At 65.1% G+C, this 16,506-nt stretch carries 16 protein-coding genes; 10 read left to right on the top strand and 6 right to left on the bottom strand.

The genetic code is table 11. From position 1 onward, the window contains the following. Window positions 1–26: 26 nt before the first annotated feature. The gene (locus L3V85_RS35110) at window positions 27–1,148 is read left to right on the top strand and encodes an NAD(P)H-dependent flavin oxidoreductase (protein WP_237677154.1); all 1,122 of its coding nucleotides are present in this window, start codon (window positions 27–29) and stop codon (window positions 1,146–1,148) included. Between the two features lie 40 nt (window positions 1,149–1,188). On the opposite strand, the gene L3V85_RS35105 is transcribed toward L3V85_RS35110, so the two are convergent. Both L3V85_RS35105 and L3V85_RS35100 read right to left on the bottom strand, forming a co-directional pair. Continuing rightward, a complete protein-coding gene (locus L3V85_RS35105; RefSeq protein ID WP_237677153.1) occupies window positions 1,189–3,705 on the bottom strand; it encodes a hybrid sensor histidine kinase/response regulator in 2,517 nt (838 codons plus the stop codon). Then, on the bottom strand, window positions 3,702–4,490 hold the full coding sequence (locus L3V85_RS35100) for a response regulator (protein WP_237677152.1): 789 nt from the start codon (window positions 4,488–4,490) through the stop codon (window positions 3,702–3,704). Before L3V85_RS35100 ends, L3V85_RS35105 begins: the two co-directional genes overlap by 4 nt. Window positions 4,491–4,688: 198 nt before the next feature. Here L3V85_RS35100 and L3V85_RS37395 point away from each other — a divergent pair, with 198 nt between their 5' ends. Then, window positions 4,689–6,383, top strand: a complete 1,695-nt coding sequence (locus L3V85_RS37395; RefSeq protein WP_272934531.1) for a methyl-accepting chemotaxis protein — start codon at window positions 4,689–4,691, stop codon at window positions 6,381–6,383. Between the two features lie 24 nt (window positions 6,384–6,407). Here the strand turns inward: L3V85_RS37395 and L3V85_RS35085 are convergent, their stop codons facing one another. Next, window positions 6,408–6,977 carry a TetR/AcrR family transcriptional regulator gene (locus L3V85_RS35085; RefSeq protein WP_237677151.1) on the bottom strand — a complete coding sequence of 190 codons (570 nt, stop codon included), beginning with the start codon at window positions 6,975–6,977 and terminating at the stop codon, window positions 6,408–6,410. A gap of 432 nt (window positions 6,978–7,409) precedes the next feature. Between L3V85_RS35085 and L3V85_RS35080 the strand changes: the two genes are divergently transcribed. After that, the gene (locus L3V85_RS35080; RefSeq protein ID WP_237677150.1) at window positions 7,410–8,651 is read left to right on the top strand and encodes an MFS transporter; all 1,242 of its coding nucleotides are present in this window, start codon (window positions 7,410–7,412) and stop codon (window positions 8,649–8,651) included. Window positions 8,652–8,680: 29 nt separating this feature from the next. Here the strand turns inward: L3V85_RS35080 and L3V85_RS35075 are convergent, their stop codons facing one another. The 3 genes from L3V85_RS35075 to L3V85_RS35065 form a co-directional block, all read right to left on the bottom strand. Next, on the bottom strand, window positions 8,681–9,268 hold the full coding sequence (locus L3V85_RS35075; RefSeq protein WP_237677149.1) for a TetR/AcrR family transcriptional regulator: 588 nt from the start codon (window positions 9,266–9,268) through the stop codon (window positions 8,681–8,683). A gap of 96 nt (window positions 9,269–9,364) precedes the next feature. After that, complete coding sequence (locus L3V85_RS35070) at window positions 9,365–10,450, bottom strand: NmrA family NAD(P)-binding protein (RefSeq protein ID WP_237677148.1); 1,086 nt, start codon at window positions 10,448–10,450, stop codon at window positions 9,365–9,367. Between the two features lie 104 nt (window positions 10,451–10,554). Beyond that, window positions 10,555–11,220 carry a hypothetical protein gene (locus L3V85_RS35065; protein ID WP_237677147.1) on the bottom strand — a complete coding sequence of 222 codons (666 nt, stop codon included), beginning with the start codon at window positions 11,218–11,220 and terminating at the stop codon, window positions 10,555–10,557. Between the two features lie 159 nt (window positions 11,221–11,379). Between L3V85_RS35065 and L3V85_RS35060 the strand changes: the two genes are divergently transcribed. From L3V85_RS35060 to L3V85_RS35030, 7 genes are all read left to right on the top strand, one after another. Beyond that, complete coding sequence (locus L3V85_RS35060; RefSeq protein ID WP_237677146.1) at window positions 11,380–11,826, top strand: SRPBCC family protein; 447 nt, start codon at window positions 11,380–11,382, stop codon at window positions 11,824–11,826. An 83-nt stretch (window positions 11,827–11,909) separates the two neighbouring features. After that, a complete protein-coding gene (locus L3V85_RS35055) occupies window positions 11,910–14,183 on the top strand; it encodes a penicillin acylase family protein (protein ID WP_237677145.1) in 2,274 nt (757 codons plus the stop codon). Beyond that, on the top strand, window positions 14,114–14,305 hold the full coding sequence (locus tag L3V85_RS35050) for a hypothetical protein (protein ID WP_237677144.1): 192 nt from the start codon (window positions 14,114–14,116) through the stop codon (window positions 14,303–14,305). The genes L3V85_RS35055 and L3V85_RS35050 overlap by 70 nt, the downstream gene beginning before the upstream one ends. A 174-nt stretch (window positions 14,306–14,479) precedes the next feature. Continuing rightward, entirely contained in the window at window positions 14,480–15,010 is a 531-nt protein-coding gene (locus L3V85_RS35045; RefSeq protein WP_237677143.1) for a sigma-70 family RNA polymerase sigma factor, read from the top strand. A gap of 34 nt (window positions 15,011–15,044) precedes the next feature. Next, the gene (locus L3V85_RS35040) at window positions 15,045–15,296 is read left to right on the top strand and encodes a FecR/PupR family sigma factor regulator (protein WP_237677142.1); all 252 of its coding nucleotides are present in this window, start codon (window positions 15,045–15,047) and stop codon (window positions 15,294–15,296) included. A 205-nt stretch (window positions 15,297–15,501) separates the two neighbouring features. Next, complete coding sequence (locus L3V85_RS35035; protein ID WP_237677141.1) at window positions 15,502–15,750, top strand: MbtH family protein; 249 nt, start codon at window positions 15,502–15,504, stop codon at window positions 15,748–15,750. Between the two features lie 4 nt (window positions 15,751–15,754). Then, the gene (locus tag L3V85_RS35030; RefSeq protein ID WP_237677140.1) at window positions 15,755–16,495 is read left to right on the top strand and encodes a thioesterase II family protein; all 741 of its coding nucleotides are present in this window, start codon (window positions 15,755–15,757) and stop codon (window positions 16,493–16,495) included. The last annotated feature ends 11 nt before the right edge of the window (window positions 16,496–16,506 follow it).

Raw genomic sequence — 16,506 nt, 5'->3', positions numbered from 1 at the left:
CGGCCTTACAGGCAGAAGGACGCTCCATGACTTCGTCTTCAAGTTTTCTGGCTCGCATCGGAATCGAACTCCCCATCATCCAGGCGCCCATGGCGGGTGTTTCCACGCCGCGCCTTGCCGCGGCCGTGTCGAATGCCGGCGGCCTTGGATCGCTGGGGATCGGCGCGAGCACGGTCGAGCAGGCACGCCAGTCGATCCGTGAAACGCGAGCGCTGACCGCCCGTCCATTCAACGTCAATGTGTTTTGCCATGCCGCTGCACGTCGCGACCCCGGGCGCGAACAAGCGTGGCTCCGGCACCTCGGTGCATTGTTTGCCCAGGCGGGCACGGCGGTGCCCTCGTCGCTCTCGGAGATCTACAAGTCTTTCCTCGATGACGAGGAGGCTTTCGAACTTCTGCTGCAGGAACGCCCCTCGGTCCTCAGCTTTCATTTCGGGGTGCCGACCGCCGCTCGGGTGCAGGCGCTTCGGCAGGCCGGCATCCGCACCTTGGCCACCGCCACCAGCTTGGCGGAGGCAGCGCTCATCGAGCAGGCTGGCGTCGATGCGATCGTGGCGCAAGGCACGGAGGCGGGCGGGCACCGAGGCATTTTCGAGCCGGCCGGCCACGATGAAGGCCTGAGCATGGCCGTCCTGGTGCGCCTGCTTGTCCGACAGACGCGCCTGCCCGTGATTGCCGCGGGCGGCATCATGGACGGGCGGGGCATCAAGGCCGCGCTGGATCTGGGGGCCAGCGCCGCGCAGCTCGGTACCGCGTTCGTCCTGTGCCCGGAATCGGCGGCCAACGCGGGCTACCGGACGAATCTCAAGAGCGAAAGATCGGCCTTCACCCGGATGACCAGTGTCCTGTCGGGTCGTCCTGCCCGCGGCGTCGTCAATCAGATGATCTTGCATGGCGAAGCGGCTGGTGCCCCCTTGCCGGCCGCGTACCCCGTCGCCTACGACGCAGCCAAGCAGTTGAATGCGGCGGCGGCCAAGCTCGGCAACGATGAGTTCGCTGCCCATTGGGCAGGGCAGGGCGCTCCGCTGGCGCGGGAACTGCCCGCGGGCGACCTGATGGCCGTCCTTTCGAGCGAGATGGCGGCTCGGCCGTCTGGTGAAGCGATCCGCGACGTGCGAGACCAAAGTCCCGATCTTCAACAGCGTTGAACAACGAGCTGCCACGAAGATTCACGACGGGGTTGCCGTGCTACAGCACCCCGAAGTTCGACGGCGCGGCCATGCGCATCGCACTGGCGGCAATCCGCCGTAGCAGGTCGAGAGGAGCGACGGGCTTGTAGCAGATCGCGATGCCTCGCAAGGACGTGAGCGCATACGAATTCAGCGACTCCCCGGTCAGGATGAGCGTGGGCACGTCGCTCCAGTGCGAGCGCATCAGTTCGATCGCATCGAGCGCGGTTTTCCCGTCCGGCAAGCGATAGTCGCTGAGCAGGACGTCGGGAGCCCGCTCGGTGAAAGGCAGCTGTTGCCGCATTTCTTCGATCGATCCCCACGCTTCGTACAAGACCCCGTGCGCGTTGAAGACCGCGGCGAGCGACTGCCTGACCAGTTCATCGTCCTCGAGCAGCACGACGTACTTTCCGCGGGCTGCTTCGATGCCGCCGGCCATGAAGTCGTCGTGCGGAATGGCCTCGAAGACCGGTGCGATCACGGATGCCGGAATCTCCAGCGTGAAGGTGCTTCCCACGCCCACCTCGGACTGGATGGAAAGCTGGTGGTTGTCGAGCAGGTCGAGCAGGGCCGAGACGATCGACAAGCCCAGGCCTACGCCCTTCTCCGCTTCGGCGTGTCGATTGTTCAATTGGAAGAAGGGCTTGAAGATGACGTTGCTTTGCAGCACTTCTTCGGGTATTCCGAGGCCGTTGTCCTGAATGGCCAGGTGCGTGAGTTGGCCGTGCGTCGTCAGGAGAAGGCGCACGTGGCTGCGGCGGCCACCATCCGCGGACCGGTACTTGATGCCGTTGCTGACGAGATTCAAAAGAATGCGCTGGAGGAAGTGACGGTCGCTCCTCACGAACACCGGCTTCCCCAGGGGCGGATCGAATTCGACGCAGGTGCCGCTTTCCTGGGCGATGGCTCTGGTTTGCTCGACCGTGTCCCTGACCAGCGTCACCAGATCGAAGTCGGAGAGTTCCGCCTTCACGAAGCCCGACTCCAGCCGCGAGAGGTCCAGGATGGCGGCCAGTTGGGAGCGCATGTTGCCGGCCGCGCGGGTCGCCATCTGGGCCAGGTTCAGGGCGTTGACCGTGTGACCCGCCCGAATGGCTCCGCCGATGGGGTTGAGTGCGTTCCCGATCACTTGCAGCGGCTGGCGCAGGTCGTGGATGGCGTCGGCCAGGAATCGGGACTTGTCCTGATCCCGGCGCTCGGCATCGGTGCGCAAGCGGTCCTTGATTTTCAGCAGGAACTCGGAGCGCTCCTGCTGCACGCGCATGGAGTCCGCCAGTGTCGCGTTGGTCTGCGCAAGCGCCGTCGCGATGGAGCGTTGGCGGCGTTCTTCAAGCAGCCTGTGGGCCAACGCCAGCGAAAACAGAAGAACCGAAAAAGCAGACCCCACCTGGGGCGCAACCTCGAAATTGATCGAAGTCTCGAAGTACGCCGTGACTCCCAACATGTCCAGCGTGTGCAGGGCGGCGCCGATCAGCACGCCCGAGAACGTCACGAGGAAAACGCGGGCGTAGGTATGGCCGGCCCGGGCCGGGCCGATGGCCAGGCCGAAGCAGACCAGGGTGCCCACGAACTGGACCAGCAGAGCCACGCGCACGGCCTGGGGAAAAGGCAGCCAGCTCGCTCCCACCGCCAGGGCGATCGCCAGCAGCACGGGCGCCGCGTGCCACCGCCGCGGCGCGGTTGCGGCATTGCTCACGAACTGGATGGTGAAGGACGTGAAGAGCCCGGTCGCAAGAAAGAGAAACACGATCCGGCACCAGTCGTTCCATGTCGTCGCCTGCGGCCAGAGGTACTGGAACGCGATGCCGTTGTAGCTCAGGATGAATCCCGAGGTCACCAGGATCCAGCCGATGTAGTAGAGGTAGATGCGCTCGCGAAGGATCAGGAAGATGATGAGGTGATAGAAGAAGATTCCTCCCATCAGCCCGACGTAGATGCCGTTGACCAGCAGCGACCGGCGTTCCGCGTTCTCGAATTGCCGCGGTTGCCACACGCTCAGGGGAAAGCGCATCGCGCCTTCGGTCTGTACCCTCGCGAGAATCTCGACCCTGTCGCCGGGCTGCACGGACACAGGCACGACAAAGCTCGGTGTGTCGTGGGGACGTTGCTCGAAGGCCTGCTTGTCCCCGAGGCTCCATCGGGTCCAGGAAGCCGCCGCGTTGACCCTGACATACAGGTCGAGGTGATCGAGCAAGGGGTAGCCCACCTCGATCAACAAGGTTCCCGATCCGTCGGGGCTTGCGGTGAAGGGATCGCTTCGGAACCAGTGCGGCGCCGTTGCGAAGCCATAGCTGGCGGATGACCAGGGCCTGCGCTTCCAGGCACTCCCGGGAAGCGCCGTGACGTCGGGCAACGACAGCGGAACGCCGTCTTCGATCAGGTAGTCCCCTTGCAGCATCCTGTGCCCGTCGACGGCCAGCCCCGGCGACTGCGTCAGGGGCGCCGGATTGCCCTTTGCCGATGCGGCGCCGCAGACGACAAGCATCAGCGCCGAGCAGAACAGTGCCCGCAGAAGACCCGCAATCGTCGCGATCACGGCCTCTCCGAGGCCGGTGCGGCAATCCGTATCCGCCGGCGGGACACCTCGATCAGCAGTTCCGTGCGCCGGGCCACGCCGAAGAATCGCAGCAGTTCCGACACGTAGCACTTTCGGACGGTGCCCTCGCTGATGCCCATGCGGTTCGCGATGGCCTTGTTGGGCAAGCCCTGGCACAGGTAGTAGAGAACCTCGCGCTGCCTCGGCGCCAAACCCAGGGAGGCGGCGGTGCGGCCATAGGCGTCTGCGACGGTGTCGTTCCTGGGTGCGCGCTCGAGGATCGACGCAGGAAGATAGACGCCGTTGTTGAGGACCGTTTCGATGGCGGCGGAGAAGACGCCGCCGTCTCCGGTGGCCTTCGTGATGTAGCCCGACGCGCCCTGCGAGATGCAGGAAAGGACCGTCTCACGGTCATCGTCGCCCGACAGCATGATGGCGTGGCAGGGCATTTCGCGTTCGCGCACGAAGCGCAGGACGTCCATGCCGGAAGCTTCCGAGCCGAGGTGAATGTCGATGAAAACGAACTGGAACGAGGTGGCGGCCAGCCGCGCAATCGCTCCTTGAAAGGAGGATTCCTCGTGGACCCGGTAATGCGGTGCTGCCTTCTGCAAAAGGGAGCGCATGCCGGCACTCACGAGCGCCTGATCCTCGACGATCAGCACGTCGGCCGTTGCCTCCCCGTCGAAGTTCCCGTTTTCCATCGTCCTCGACACCATCGCCGTTGCCACCTGAGCCACCGATTCACCGCCAGCCTGATCACGCAGGCCACGCCTGTCGCGACCCATGCGCGAACCGGGGGACTCTAGCAGGGCTTCCCGGGGGGTAGATGACAGTTGTCAGGGCATCCGAACGGGGATCTCCCACTGGCCATGACATATGTCAGGTGCGCTGCGGAGTTCCGCCGCCGATAGATGAAAGGCAATGGACTGGGCGCGTCGCCACGTACCGTGCCGACCCCGCTTCAACACCTGGACTCAATCGTCATGACGTCTTTCAAGAATCTCAGAATCTCCACCAAGCTGGCGTTTGCCTTTCTCAGCATCGTGTTGCTGATGATCGCGATGGCCGTCTTCTCGATCCATCGCCTCAATCGCCTGAATGACCAGACCAACTTCATGGTGACGGCGCGCATGGCGAGTGTTCGCGATGCGGGCCAGATGAGCGAGGCCGCCAACCGGGTGCGCCTGCTCGAATTCCGCCTGGCCACGGCGCCAGCCAGCGAAGTCGCGGATGTGCTGCGGAACATCGCGGAGGCTTTCAAGACATACGACGTCGTCGACAAGGCCTATCCTGCATCGATCGGCGACCCGACCGAGCAATCCATCTACGACCGGGTGAAGGCGCGACAACCCGCATGGGCTGCGGCGCATGCCAAGATCGAACAGCTGGTTCAGGAGGACCGCCGTGCCGACGCCGTGAACCTGTTGAATGGCGAAGCACGCGACGCCTTCCGGGCATTGAGGGAGCCGCTGGCCCAGCTGGTGAAACACAACGAAGACCGCGCCCGGATCGAGGCCGAGGAAAGCAACGTGACGTTCACCACCGGAGCGGTGCTGATCGCTTCGGGTGCTGGCCTTGCCTTCTTGTTGGCCGTGCTGCTGTCCTGGAGCGTTTCGCGGGGAATCGTGGTTCCGCTGAAGGACGCTGTGCGCCTGGCGGAAGCCGTTGCGGCCGGAGACCTCACGCAGCGCCTGAACTCCGACAGCAAGGACGAGGTGGGTGACCTGCTGCGAGCGCTCGCGGCGATGCGCGACAACCTCGTGCAGACGTTGACCGGCATGCGGGAGAGCAGTGATTCCGTCGCCACGGCGAGCGCGCAGATTGCCTCGGGCAATTCCGATCTTTCCAGCCGCACGGAACAGACCGCCGGCAGCCTGCAGCGGACCGCGGCATCGATGGAGGAACTCACCTCCACCGTCAAGACGGCGTCCGAAGCCGCCTCGCAGGCGAATCAACTGGCCTTGACCGCTTCGAAGATCGCGGTGCACGGCGGCGAGGTCATCTCGGAAGTGGTCGAGACCATGCGCGACATCCACGGCAGTTCGCAGAAGATTGCCGCCATCATCGGCACGATCGACGGCATCGCATTCCAGACCAACATCCTGGCACTGAACGCCGCCGTGGAGGCGGCCAGGGCGGGCGAGCAGGGCCGTGGCTTTGCCGTGGTGGCGAGCGAGGTTCGCAATCTGGCGCAACGCAGTGCGGTGGCGGCGAAGGAGATCAAGACGCTCATCGAAGCATCGGTCGACAAGGTAGGGTCGGGCTCCCAGCTGGTCAACGATGCAGGCGCCACGATGGGCAAGATCGTCGAGAGCGTTCAACGCGTCTCCAACACCGTCAGCGAGATCAGCGCGGGAGCGATCGAACAGGCGGCCGGCATCGACCAGATCAATTCGGTGGTGGCGCAGCTGGAACAGATGACGCAGGAGAATTCCGCGCTCGTCGAGGAATCGGCCGCCGCCGCGGAGAGCCTCAAGGGTCAGGCCGACCGGCTCTCAACGCTTGTCGAGTTCTTCCAGCTGGGGACGACATCCTTGCGCGCAGTGCGCGCCGACGAATCGAGCGCACCGATGTCAGTACGGGCGCCGCGTATTGCTCCCAGCGTGTCGGCCATGCCTGCGATCGCCGCCCAGAAGACGGGCCGGCGCGAACTCGACAGGGACTGGGCTACTTTCTGATCCGAGCGCTGGCGCGGCCGGCGCCTACTTCGCCTTCGATCGCGCCGGGTGGCCCAGCGCGCCCATGGCCGCTTCGATGATGTGCTCGCGCCATTCCCGCTTCAGGTCCGAGCGCACCGCCTGCAGCGCCGACACGCTGAGCCCGGTGAATGCGCTGGTCACGCGCACGATGCGCTCCATGTCCAGCTTGGCCAGGTCGATACCCAGCGCCTCGTAGATGATCAGGCCGATCGCGACCAGTTGCGGGTCGCCGTCGGGCTCGTTCTCGGCGATGCGGGTGGTGAGTGCGGACACGCCAGGCCAGTCGTAGGTGTACTGCAGCGCCACTTCGACATTGGCGCGGTCGCGCTCGATGCCGACGGGCATGTCCTTCATCTGTTCGCGCACTTCCAGCGCATGTTCGCGCAGCGAGTCGATCGCCGCCGAATAGATCGCGAGCTTGCTCGGGAAATGGTGCAGCAGCCCCGTCTTCGAGTAGTTGACGGCGTCGGCGATCTGCTGGAGCGAGGTGTGGTCGAAGCCACGCTTGGCGAACAGGGCCGCGGCGGCGTCGATGATGTCGGCGGCGATTTCTGATTTGGTCGGCTTGGGCATGAGGGCAGGGCGGGCGCGGGTCGGCGCTTCGATGGAAAAGCCAAGAATAGTCCATTTCGGTCTGTATTCATTCGAAATGGTCTGGGCGCTGCCCGTTGCGGCCCTGGCATGCGTTGCTGCTGGGTGATCAAGCAGGATCGATGGTCGAAGAGTGACAGCGGTCGGCATCGAGGCGGTTCCCTGAGCGGTTTTTTTCTCCCTGGCCTCTACCAGCGCCGAACCGCTGTCGAAGGGCAGTGTCCCCCGCACAGGTGAAGTCAGGGTGAAGTTTGTGCAGGAGTTCCGTGAAACGGTACCTGGCGTCCTGTTACACGCCACTCGTCGAGCGAGCCGGGCGTGACGCGCTGCAGAAATCCGCCATCGGCGAGACAATCGCCGTGCACTTGTCCGCCAGGCGGGCGACGGCCATAACCCGAACCTCTCTGCGTCCGCATGTCATCCCCGCCCGCCGCGTCGACCTCGTCCCCCGAATCTCCGTTCTCCCTGTGGCGTATCGCCGTGCCGGCCTTTGCGCCTTCGCTGTTGTTCGGATTGGGCGAGGGCGCCATCTTGCCGATCGTGCCGCTGACGGCGCGGGACCTTGGCGCTTCCGTGCCCATGGCCGCGCTGGTGATCGCGATGATCGGCATCGGCTCGCTGATCAACAACATTCCGGCCTCGATGATCACCATGCGCTGGGGCGAGCGCTGGGCCATCGTGGCGGCAGGCGTGTGGAGCGGCCTTGGCATGCTCCTGTGCGTGCTCACCTCGCATCTGGGTCTGTTCGCCACCGGGTGCTTCATGGTGGGCATGTCGCAGGCGGTCTACAACCTGGCGCGCCAGAGCTACATGACCGAGGCGGTGCCTGTGGCGTACCGTGCGCGGGCGCTGTCGACGCTGGGCGGCGTCATGCGCATCGGCATGTTCGCCGGCCCCTTCCTCGCGGCTGCCGCGGTGCATGCGTTCGGCCTGTCGGCAGCCTATGTGGTCGGGATCGTGGCGGTGTTGGGGGCGGCTGCAATAGGGGCTCGCATCCCCGATCTCGAGACGCCGCCAGTCCCGGCCGGGCAGACGGCGCCGGCCTCGACGTCCGTTGTCTCCACACTGCGGGACCACCGCCGCGTGTTCCTCACGCTCGGCGTTGGCGTGGTGCTGGTCAGCGCGGTGCGCGCATCGCGCCAGGCCGTGATCCCGCTGTGGGCCGATCACCTGATGCTGGCACCTTCGGTGGCGTCGCTGATCTACGGCCTGGCCGGCGGCATCGACATGCTGGTGTTCTATCCGGCCGGCAAGGTGATGGACCGGAAGGGCAGGCGCTGGGTGGCGGTGCCGTCGATGCTGATCATGGGGCTTGCCATGCTGTTGATACCCCTGACGTCCGGTGCTCTCACGCTGCTGCTGGCGTCGCTGGCGATCGGCTTCGGAAACGGTATCGGCTCCGGGATGATCATGACCTTGGGTGCCGACCAGTCGCCGCGCCACGGACGCGCGCACTTCCTCGGCATATGGCGGCTGATGTCCGACATCGGCTCTTCGTGCGGTCCGGCTCTGCTGTCCCTGCTGGCGGGCGGCCTGTCGCTCGCTGCGGGGATTGCCGTGACGGGATTGATCGCCTTTGCCGCTGCGGGAACGCTGGCGTACTGGATTCCGCGGCGCGGGAGTGCCGGTGGCGCGGGGTCCACAGCGCCGAGGTAGCTCCCTTCAATCCGGCCTGCTGTGCACGTCTAAGTGCGTTCCCTGGTTGCGGCGCTCATCATCGGCAGCATCTGCCTGGCCGCATCGAGGTAGGCCTGTCCACCTTCGGCATCTACGAAAACTCGAGAGAGCGACACGGCGCCCACCATCAGGGCCAGAACAGCGGGTGCGGATACATTCACGCCGTCGTCCCGCGCCATGTCCTCGATCAACCCCAGCAGATCGTCGAGCCGGCGTGCAGCCTTCCCGCGCACGGCGTCGGTCTGACGACGCAATTCGCTGGCCAGTGCGGCGGCCATGCAGCCTTGTCCTGGTGAGTCGCGGTGTGTGTCCGAGGTGTAGGCCGCAAACAGCCGCGCGAGATGCTGGCCAGGCTCTGCGGCGACCGCATAGGCGCGCAAGCTTTGCAAGGTCTGATCGAAGGCCGCATCCACCGCTTCGGCAACCAGCGCATCCTTGGATTCGAAATGCGCGTAGAAGCCGCCATGGGTCAGACCCAGAGACTGCATCAGGCCCGCGACACCGATCCCGTCTATGCCTTGTTCGCGAAAACGCAGCGAGGCAGCTTCGGTGATCTGCGCATGGGTCTTCTGCTTGTGTTCCTTGGAATAGCGCATGGAGGCAGGTCGAGCGTCAAAAAAATCAGCGGTGAATCGGGAGGCCGGATTTTATATGACGCAAATAATTCAATGCCCTGGGCTTTCGTACCAGCCTTACAGCTTGCCCTGTCTCATGTCCTCGGTGTCCTTGAGAATTTTCTGAAGATTTCCCGCCTGGACTCTTTCCCACAGCGTGCCTTTTCCGAGATCTCTTCCACGCCGATCCTCTTTTCTCAACCACTCCTCGACACTGCGAATTCTGCCGGGATGAATTTCGTCCAGCAGGGCGTAGTTGCGCTTGAGGATGCCGTGCTTCCAGACGTTCCAGAAGCCGGTGAAGTTGTCCCGGATGTTCATCGTGCTCTTGTCGTTGGGATCCGCGTTGTATCCGGCGGGCTTGTCGGCCACGCGTCCGAACGGGCCCTTCCAGTACGTACTCAGGTCCGTGTCGATGTACCGTGCCGGATGTCCGGTCACCTTCTCGAACGCGGCGGCGAGCTTCGCATAGGCCACGTGTTCGATGGCGACTTCCAGATCCATGCCGTTGGCCAGCTGCGGGTGATCGAACAGCCATCGCACGTAGTACCCGCAGTCCTCGAGCGCCACGTGAGGAACCGCACCTTCTCCGAGTGGCACTCGCCAGGTGGCAACGCCGTCTTCCACCGTCGGCGACATGGGCGTCATCGCGGAAATGGCCATCTCGATGTAGGGACCCGACGTGAAGATGGCCGCTCCCATTCTTTCTTTGTTCGACTGCGTCTGGAAACGGATCCATTCGCCCATGCGTCCTTTGCCGTCATAGTGGCCGGTGCGGAAGCTGGAATCGAAGCCCGATTTCTTCAGTGCGTAGTCCAGATTCCCGTATACGAAGAAGCGAACGCCCTGCTCAAGGGCGACCTCATAGGCGCGGATGGCCCAATATGTTTCGGTCTTCTCGCCGGTGTTGAAGCCGTCGAGATTGACGAAAGCGCCGTCGCAAGCCGAGAAGCCTTCTCGCAGGATCGCTTCATCGGCGAACGAGCCCTCCAGCAACGAAACGTTGCCCAGTGCCAGCAGCTCCTTGGCCCGCGGTGATTCAGGATCGCGTGTCAACACGCGAACCGCGTATTTTCCGTCAGCGACCAGTGCACGAATGATCGGCATACCCTGCGCGCCAGTTCCGCCGATGACGAAGATATTGGATGTGGTGAAGGTGGGCATGGCTGTGACCTCGGGATGCGATGCGAATCGCCTGAATTAAATGATGGTCATCATATTACAAGCGAAAGCTCAGCCGCGAGCTCGCTTTTTCGAGCGCGATCTCTCTACCTTGTGTCGCCTCGGTGCTGCGACAGCGACAGTGCAGCCAGCTTCCGTTTTGCGCTTTGCAGCAGGCCGAGCCGTTCGACCGGCAACTGCGCCTTGGTATCGCCCGGCGCGATGATTTCGAATGCCGAAGCTGCCGCGAGTTTTGCAGTGAACGTGTCGTGATCAGTCAAGCCGTTGAATCTGGCGATGGAGATCACGTGCACCTGCAAATGCCGATGGAGGGCCTTTGACAGCTTTTTGCAGGCCGCGGTCATGGCGGTCTCATCAGGCGTCACGGCGCCATGCACGATCAGCAGTTCTATGACGTTGTTATCGTCCTCTCCCAGGACGAAGGCGCGCACGACCGAATCCTTGAACTTGGAACGCAGCATGGCGCGGATCGGCTCGGCCGCGGCGAACGACTTCAGCGCGATGCGGCGCAGTTCGCCGTAGAAGACAAACGACCGGTCCAGCTTGACGGTCTCAGGCTGCTCCGCCGTCACCTTCTGCCTGGCGAGGATGCCGCTCTTGACGAGATGTTCCAGCGTCTGCTCGACTTCGCTGCGCTCCTGCTTCGTTCGCCGGGCCAGTTCGTCCGCCGGAAATGGATGATCGGGGTCTGCATACAAGACCTGCATGAGCTTTTGCACGGCGGGGGACAGAAGAAAGTCTGCGGCACTCACGGGTGATTCGATTCGTTCAGCGTGTGGGGGGTGGCCTGGATTATGAAGTTGTCGGGCTTGCCGGCAGGGTTTTCCCCAGTCTCGCGGCATGTCGATCTTGAACAGGCTCGCTCGACGTATCCATTGAGGGTCTTCCTCGTTTCTTCAGGAGCAACAGTCATGGCCACCAACACCGTCCGTCTTCATCGCGTTCTGCGCACTTCTCCGGAGCGTGTCTATCGGGCATTCGTCGAACCCAGTGCGTTCGAGCGCTGGCTGCCGCCCTTCGGTTTCACGGGAAAGGTCCATGCCATGGAACCTGTGGTCGGGGGCGCCTGGCGCATGTCCTTCACCAACTTCGGCACCGGTCATAGCCATTCGTTCGGCGGCAAGTACCTGGAGCTCGTTCCCCATAGCCGCATCGCGTACGACGCGACCTTCGACGATGCCAATCTTCCGGGCACCATGAAGACGACGGTGATGCTGACACCGGTGTCTTGCGGCACCGAGATCTCGGTCGTCCAGGAGGGCATTCCCGAAGCGATTCCGACCGAGATGTGCTACCTGGGCTGGCAAGAGTCGCTCGTCGCTCTGGCGCAACTGGTGGAGCCGGACATTCCGGGCTGAGGACTGAGCGCGTCCTTCGCCGCCCGACCTAAACGTCGGGCTCGCCGAACCGTCTGTGATTCGAGCCATCAGCGAACGACGACGTGAACAATCTCTCCTTCTTCCGTGCGCCTGCGCGGGGCCTGCGCATGGCCGCTTTTGCCATTTCCTGTGCCGTCTTCGGTGCCACCCCGGCATCGGCTCGCGGCGACGCGCCAACCACTGCCATCGAGATCAGGCGCACCGCCGACGGCATTCCGCACGTTCGCGCTGGCAGCTGGCGCGGGCTGGGCATCGGCTACGGCCAGGCGCAGGCCGAGGATGCGTTGTGCACGCTGGCCGATGCCTTCGTCACCTACAGCGGGCAACGCTCGCTGTACTTCGGCGCCGAGGGAAAGCCTCGGACACGCTCGACCTTCGGCGAGCCCGTCAATCTCGACCTGGATTTCTTCTTCAGGGCGTTCGCAGGTCCCGAAGCAGTCGAGGCCCTGAAGCGCGAGCAACCGGCCGACCTCAACGAACTCATCGCCGGCTACGCGGAAGGCTACAACCGCCATCTGCGGACGCTGCAGGCGCGCAAGCCCGTGCGCGGCGTGTCGGCGCACGCGTGTGCCGGCGCGCCGTGGGTGCGCGCCATCGGGCCGGAAGACATCTACCGCCGCATGATCGCCGCAGGGCTGGCCGGCGGGTACACGCGCTTCGTCTCCGAGATCGTGAACGCCAAGCCCGCGGCTCTCACGCCGCCCGTGCCAGCAGACAAGCTCTCGCTGTCTTCGCGGCTCGACATTCCGGTGGGCGATGCGCGCGGCATCGGCAGCAACGTGCTCGCATTCGGCCAGGCGGCCACCGGCGAACGCGGCGGCGTGCTGTTCGGCAATCCGCACTGGTACTGGGGCGGGCCCGACCGCTTCTATCAGGCGCACCTCACGCTGCCGGGCAAGCTCGACGCGGCGGGCGTGTCCTTTCTCGGCATTCCGGTCATCATGATCGGCTTCAACAACGACGTGGCCTGGAGCCACACCGTCTCCGCCGCGCGACGCTTCGGACTGTTCGACCTGGCGCTGGACCCGGCCGACCCCACGCGCTACTTGGTCGACGGCCGATCGGAACCCATGCAGGCGCAGCCGCTCGCCGTGGCGGTGCGTCGGCCCGACGGCTCGGTGGATCTGGTGCGCCGCACGCTCTATCGCACGCGCTTCGGGCCGGTGGTCGATCTGGGAGCCCGCAATCCCGCGTTGGCATGGAGTGCGCACAAGGCGCTGGCGATACGCGACATCAATGCCGACAACCCGCGCATTTTTCGCAACTTCTTCCGCTGGGACCAGGCGCGTTCGCTCGACGAGTTCATGGCCATCCAGCGAGAGGAGACCGCCATGCCCTGGGTCAACACGGCGGCCATCGGGCGCGGCGACGGCCGGGCCTGGTACGCCGACATCGGCGCGGTGCCCGGTGTCGGGGACGAACTGCGCTCGGCCTGTGCGACGCCGCTGTCGAAGGCGCTCGCCGCGCTCGACCCCGCCATGCCGGTGCTCGATGGCAGCCGGTCGACTTGCGAATGGCAGTCCGCGAAGAACGTGGCGCAGCCCGGCACCATGGCCGCCGACCGCATGCCCGGCCTGCTGCGCGAGGACTACGTCGCCAACATGAACGACAGCTACTGGCTCACGAACCCGGAACAGCCGTTGACGGGATTCGCGTCGATCCTCGGAGGGGAAGGCCAGCCGCTGTCGATGCGTGGACAGGAAGGACACCGCATCGCACATGAGCTCGCCAATGCCGGCGCGACCTCCGCCAAGGCGTTGGCGGACCGTGTCATGCAAAAGACCCTCGAGGCGCGTGCTTCGACGGCGGACCGGTTCAAGGTGGCGCTGCTCGACGGCGCCTGTGCGAAAGATCAGGTCGACATCCGGCGGGCCTGCGAAGTGTTGCGACGCTGGCCCGACCGCGCGGATGCAAACGACCGGGGCGCGCTGCTCTGGGATGCCTTCTGGACCCGGGTGCAGAAGATCCCGGCCAAGGACCTCTATGCGCAGCCGTTCTCGGCGTCGGCGCCGTTGCGGACGCCATCGGCGATTCATGCGTCGGACCCGCGTGTGGCCTTCGCGCTGGCCGGCGCTGTCGAAGACATGGCGCGCAAGGGCTGGGCGCTGGATATGCCGCTGGGCCAGCAGCGTTTTGCCCGCAGCGAGGGACGAAAGTTGCCTCTCTTCGGCGGCTGCGATGCCGAAGGCTATTTCACGGTCGCGTGCGCCAACGACGGCGACTACACCATGGACGACCGCTCCCATGGCAACACCTACCTCCAGGTGTGTACTTCGACCGGCGCGGCGTGCAGGCGCGCACGCTGCTCGCGCACGGCGAACGTGAAACCGCGGTGACCGGCGGCAGCGGACTGGGCCCGGTGGCGCGCTATGCGCGCAAGGACTGGCTGCGCTTCCCGTTTCGCGAGGAAGACATAGCACGCGATCCGCAGCTGCGGCGGGTGACGGTGCGTCCCTGAAGCGGTGCGCGGCGACGCTCGCCATCGGCGGCACCCTGTCTCGCTTTCGGCTGTTCAAACGTCTTTAGGGTAAGAGACAGAGGAGGAGCAACTGGGCAATCCAGGTCTTTTTCTGTCAAAAAATAGTAATAGTTCTCATTTGCATTATCTCCAGTGAACACTTCAGGAGTACCCATGGACATGTCGCTGCAGCCAGCCGAGCCCACGTTGGGGGAGGTCTTCATCGCAAACCGTCCCCAGCTCCAGCGCGTCGCGCAAAAGATCGTCCGCACCGCAGACCTGGCCGATGAAGTGCTGCAGGACGCCTACCTCAAGCTGGCCGACGGCGCCGCCGTGCGCGACGTGCGCAAGCCGCTCGGCTACTGCTGTCAGGTGGTGCGCAACGTGGCCTTCGACTATCACCGCCATCATTCCGTCGAAGCCAGCTACCGCACCTACTGCGAGGACGTGGAGCTTGTCAGTCCGCCGAGCAACGATGCACCCGAGCGCGTGCTGGACGGGCGCCAGGCGCTGGCCGCGATCGACCGCGTGCTCGACGCGCTGCCCGCGCGCACCCGCACGGCCTTCGAGCTCAACCGGCTGAGCGGCATGACGCAGCGCGAGATCGGTGTGCGGCTCGGCTGCTCCGCCACGCTGGTGAACTTCATGATCAAGGACGCCGACGCGGCCCTCGAAAGCTGCCGCTACCTGGTGCAGGGCGGCTGACCCCGCATCGCGCATCGGCGATACGATGGCGCCGATGACAAAGGACAAGGATCAAGACCCGGTCTGGCAGGCCGCATGGACCTGGGTGCGCCACCAGCACGCGCAGCGCGGCAGCCTCGACGATGCGGCGCGCGACGACGAGTTCATGCAGTGGCTCGCCGCGGATCCTCTTCATCGCAAGGCCTATGACGAAGCGGCTCGTCTGTGGCTGCTCGTGGGCCTCGTTCCGCCCGCCAACGACGTCCCCCCGCCGGACGACGCCCCGGATCCCATCGCCGGTCGCTAGCCGCGGCCGCCGGCCTCCGCACCTCCCGTTCCCGTCCGATCTCCCGCGGCCACGCCGCGGCGCAGCCGCGCCCGCTCATGCCGCGGCGCAATGGTGTTGACGACCCTAAACACCCGGCCTCCCGCCCCGTCATGTATCGCAAAGGCAATTGGGGGTGTGCAAAGCCTCCTTGCCTGTCGTCTCAACAACCCCAAGAGGACCGCACATGTCTACCAGCAGCTTCGACCGCGAGGACGAGACCTTCATCGTTCTCGTCAACCACGAAGAGCAATATTCGATCTGGCCGCAATGGAAGGCCGTGCCCGGCGGCTGGAAGGCCGTCGACGGCATTCAGGGCGACAAGAAGACCGTGCTCGACTATGTAGAGAAAAACTGGACCGACATGCGCCCCAAATCGCTGCGCGACTGGATGGCGCAGCAAGAAAGCAGCAAGAGCGCGCCGGCCGCCGCCTGAGCGAATGCAGGCGCCCCTTTCCCTGCTGTGCCTGCCTTGCGCGGGCGCCAGCGCCACCATGTACCTGCGCTGGCGGCGCCTGCTGCCGCGCTGGATCGAGGTCGTGCCGGTCGAACTGCCCGGTCGCGGCACACGCCTGGGCGAGGATTTCGTGGAAGACTTCGACGCCCTGGTCGCCCAGCTGTGCGCCGAACAAGATGCCGCCCTGCGCGGCAATTTCGCGCTTTTCGGCCACAGCATGGGTTCCTTGCTGGCCTGGGGCATCGCGCAGCGCCTTCGCGCCAGCGGCCGAGCCCTGCCTCGGGCGCTGCTCGTGTCCGGCAGCGCCGCGCCGTCGCAGCGCGATCCCGACCGCTTCGTCGACATGGACGACGACAAGGCCCTCATCGGCGACCTGCGCAAGCAGGGCGGCACACCCGAGGAACTCTTCGCCAGCCCCGAACTGCTGCGCATGACGCTCGATACGCTCGCCGCCGACTACCGCGTGTGCCAGAGCTTCGCGCATCCCGGCAACGCGCCGCTGCCCGTTCCCCTGCACGCCTTCGCGGGCCGGCAGGACGACGTCGAATCCTGGCGCATGCAAGCCTGGTCCGGCGAGACCGCGCACCCCGGCTTCACGCTGGACTGGTTTGAGGGCGGTCATTTCTTCATCCGGCAGCACGAGACCCCCGTGCTCGCCGTGCTGGCGCAGCGCCTGGCCCAGTTCGCGGCGGGAGGAGTCCATGCGCCTCGTGCCTTTGCCTGAGCTGCCGCCGC

Source organism: Variovorax paradoxus, assembly GCF_022009635.1.
In the GTDB taxonomy this organism is placed as follows: domain Bacteria; phylum Pseudomonadota; class Gammaproteobacteria; order Burkholderiales; family Burkholderiaceae_C; genus Variovorax.
Note: the sequence above shows the minus strand (reverse complement) of the source record. Positions and strands in the feature narration are given on the sequence as shown.

What these genes read in the sequence shown, in the direction of transcription:
- L3V85_RS35085 (WP_237677151.1), bottom strand. Translation starts at nt 6,977, where the DNA reads ATGCCCAAGCCGACCAAATCAGAAATCGCCGCCGACATCATCGACGCC.
- L3V85_RS35040 (WP_237677142.1), top strand. Translation starts at nt 15,045, where the DNA reads ATGACAAAGGACAAGGATCAAGACCCGGTCTGGCAGGCCGCATGGACC.
- L3V85_RS35060 (WP_237677146.1), top strand. Translation starts at nt 11,380, where the DNA reads ATGGCCACCAACACCGTCCGTCTTCATCGCGTTCTGCGCACTTCTCCG.
- L3V85_RS35045 (WP_237677143.1), top strand. Translation starts at nt 14,480, where the DNA reads ATGGACATGTCGCTGCAGCCAGCCGAGCCCACGTTGGGGGAGGTCTTC.
- L3V85_RS35080 (WP_237677150.1), top strand. Translation starts at nt 7,410, where the DNA reads ATGTCATCCCCGCCCGCCGCGTCGACCTCGTCCCCCGAATCTCCGTTC.
- L3V85_RS35075 (WP_237677149.1), bottom strand. Translation starts at nt 9,268, where the DNA reads ATGCGCTATTCCAAGGAACACAAGCAGAAGACCCATGCGCAGATCACC.
- L3V85_RS35110 (WP_237677154.1), top strand. Translation starts at nt 27, where the DNA reads ATGACTTCGTCTTCAAGTTTTCTGGCTCGCATCGGAATCGAACTCCCC.
- L3V85_RS35070 (WP_237677148.1), bottom strand. Translation starts at nt 10,450, where the DNA reads ATGCCCACCTTCACCACATCCAATATCTTCGTCATCGGCGGAACTGGC.
- L3V85_RS37395 (WP_272934531.1), top strand. Translation starts at nt 4,689, where the DNA reads ATGACGTCTTTCAAGAATCTCAGAATCTCCACCAAGCTGGCGTTTGCC.
- L3V85_RS35100 (WP_237677152.1), bottom strand. Translation starts at nt 4,490, where the DNA reads ATGGGTCGCGACAGGCGTGGCCTGCGTGATCAGGCTGGCGGTGAATCG.
- L3V85_RS35030 (WP_237677140.1), top strand. Translation starts at nt 15,755, where the DNA reads ATGCAGGCGCCCCTTTCCCTGCTGTGCCTGCCTTGCGCGGGCGCCAGC.
- L3V85_RS35035 (WP_237677141.1), top strand. Translation starts at nt 15,502, where the DNA reads ATGTCTACCAGCAGCTTCGACCGCGAGGACGAGACCTTCATCGTTCTC.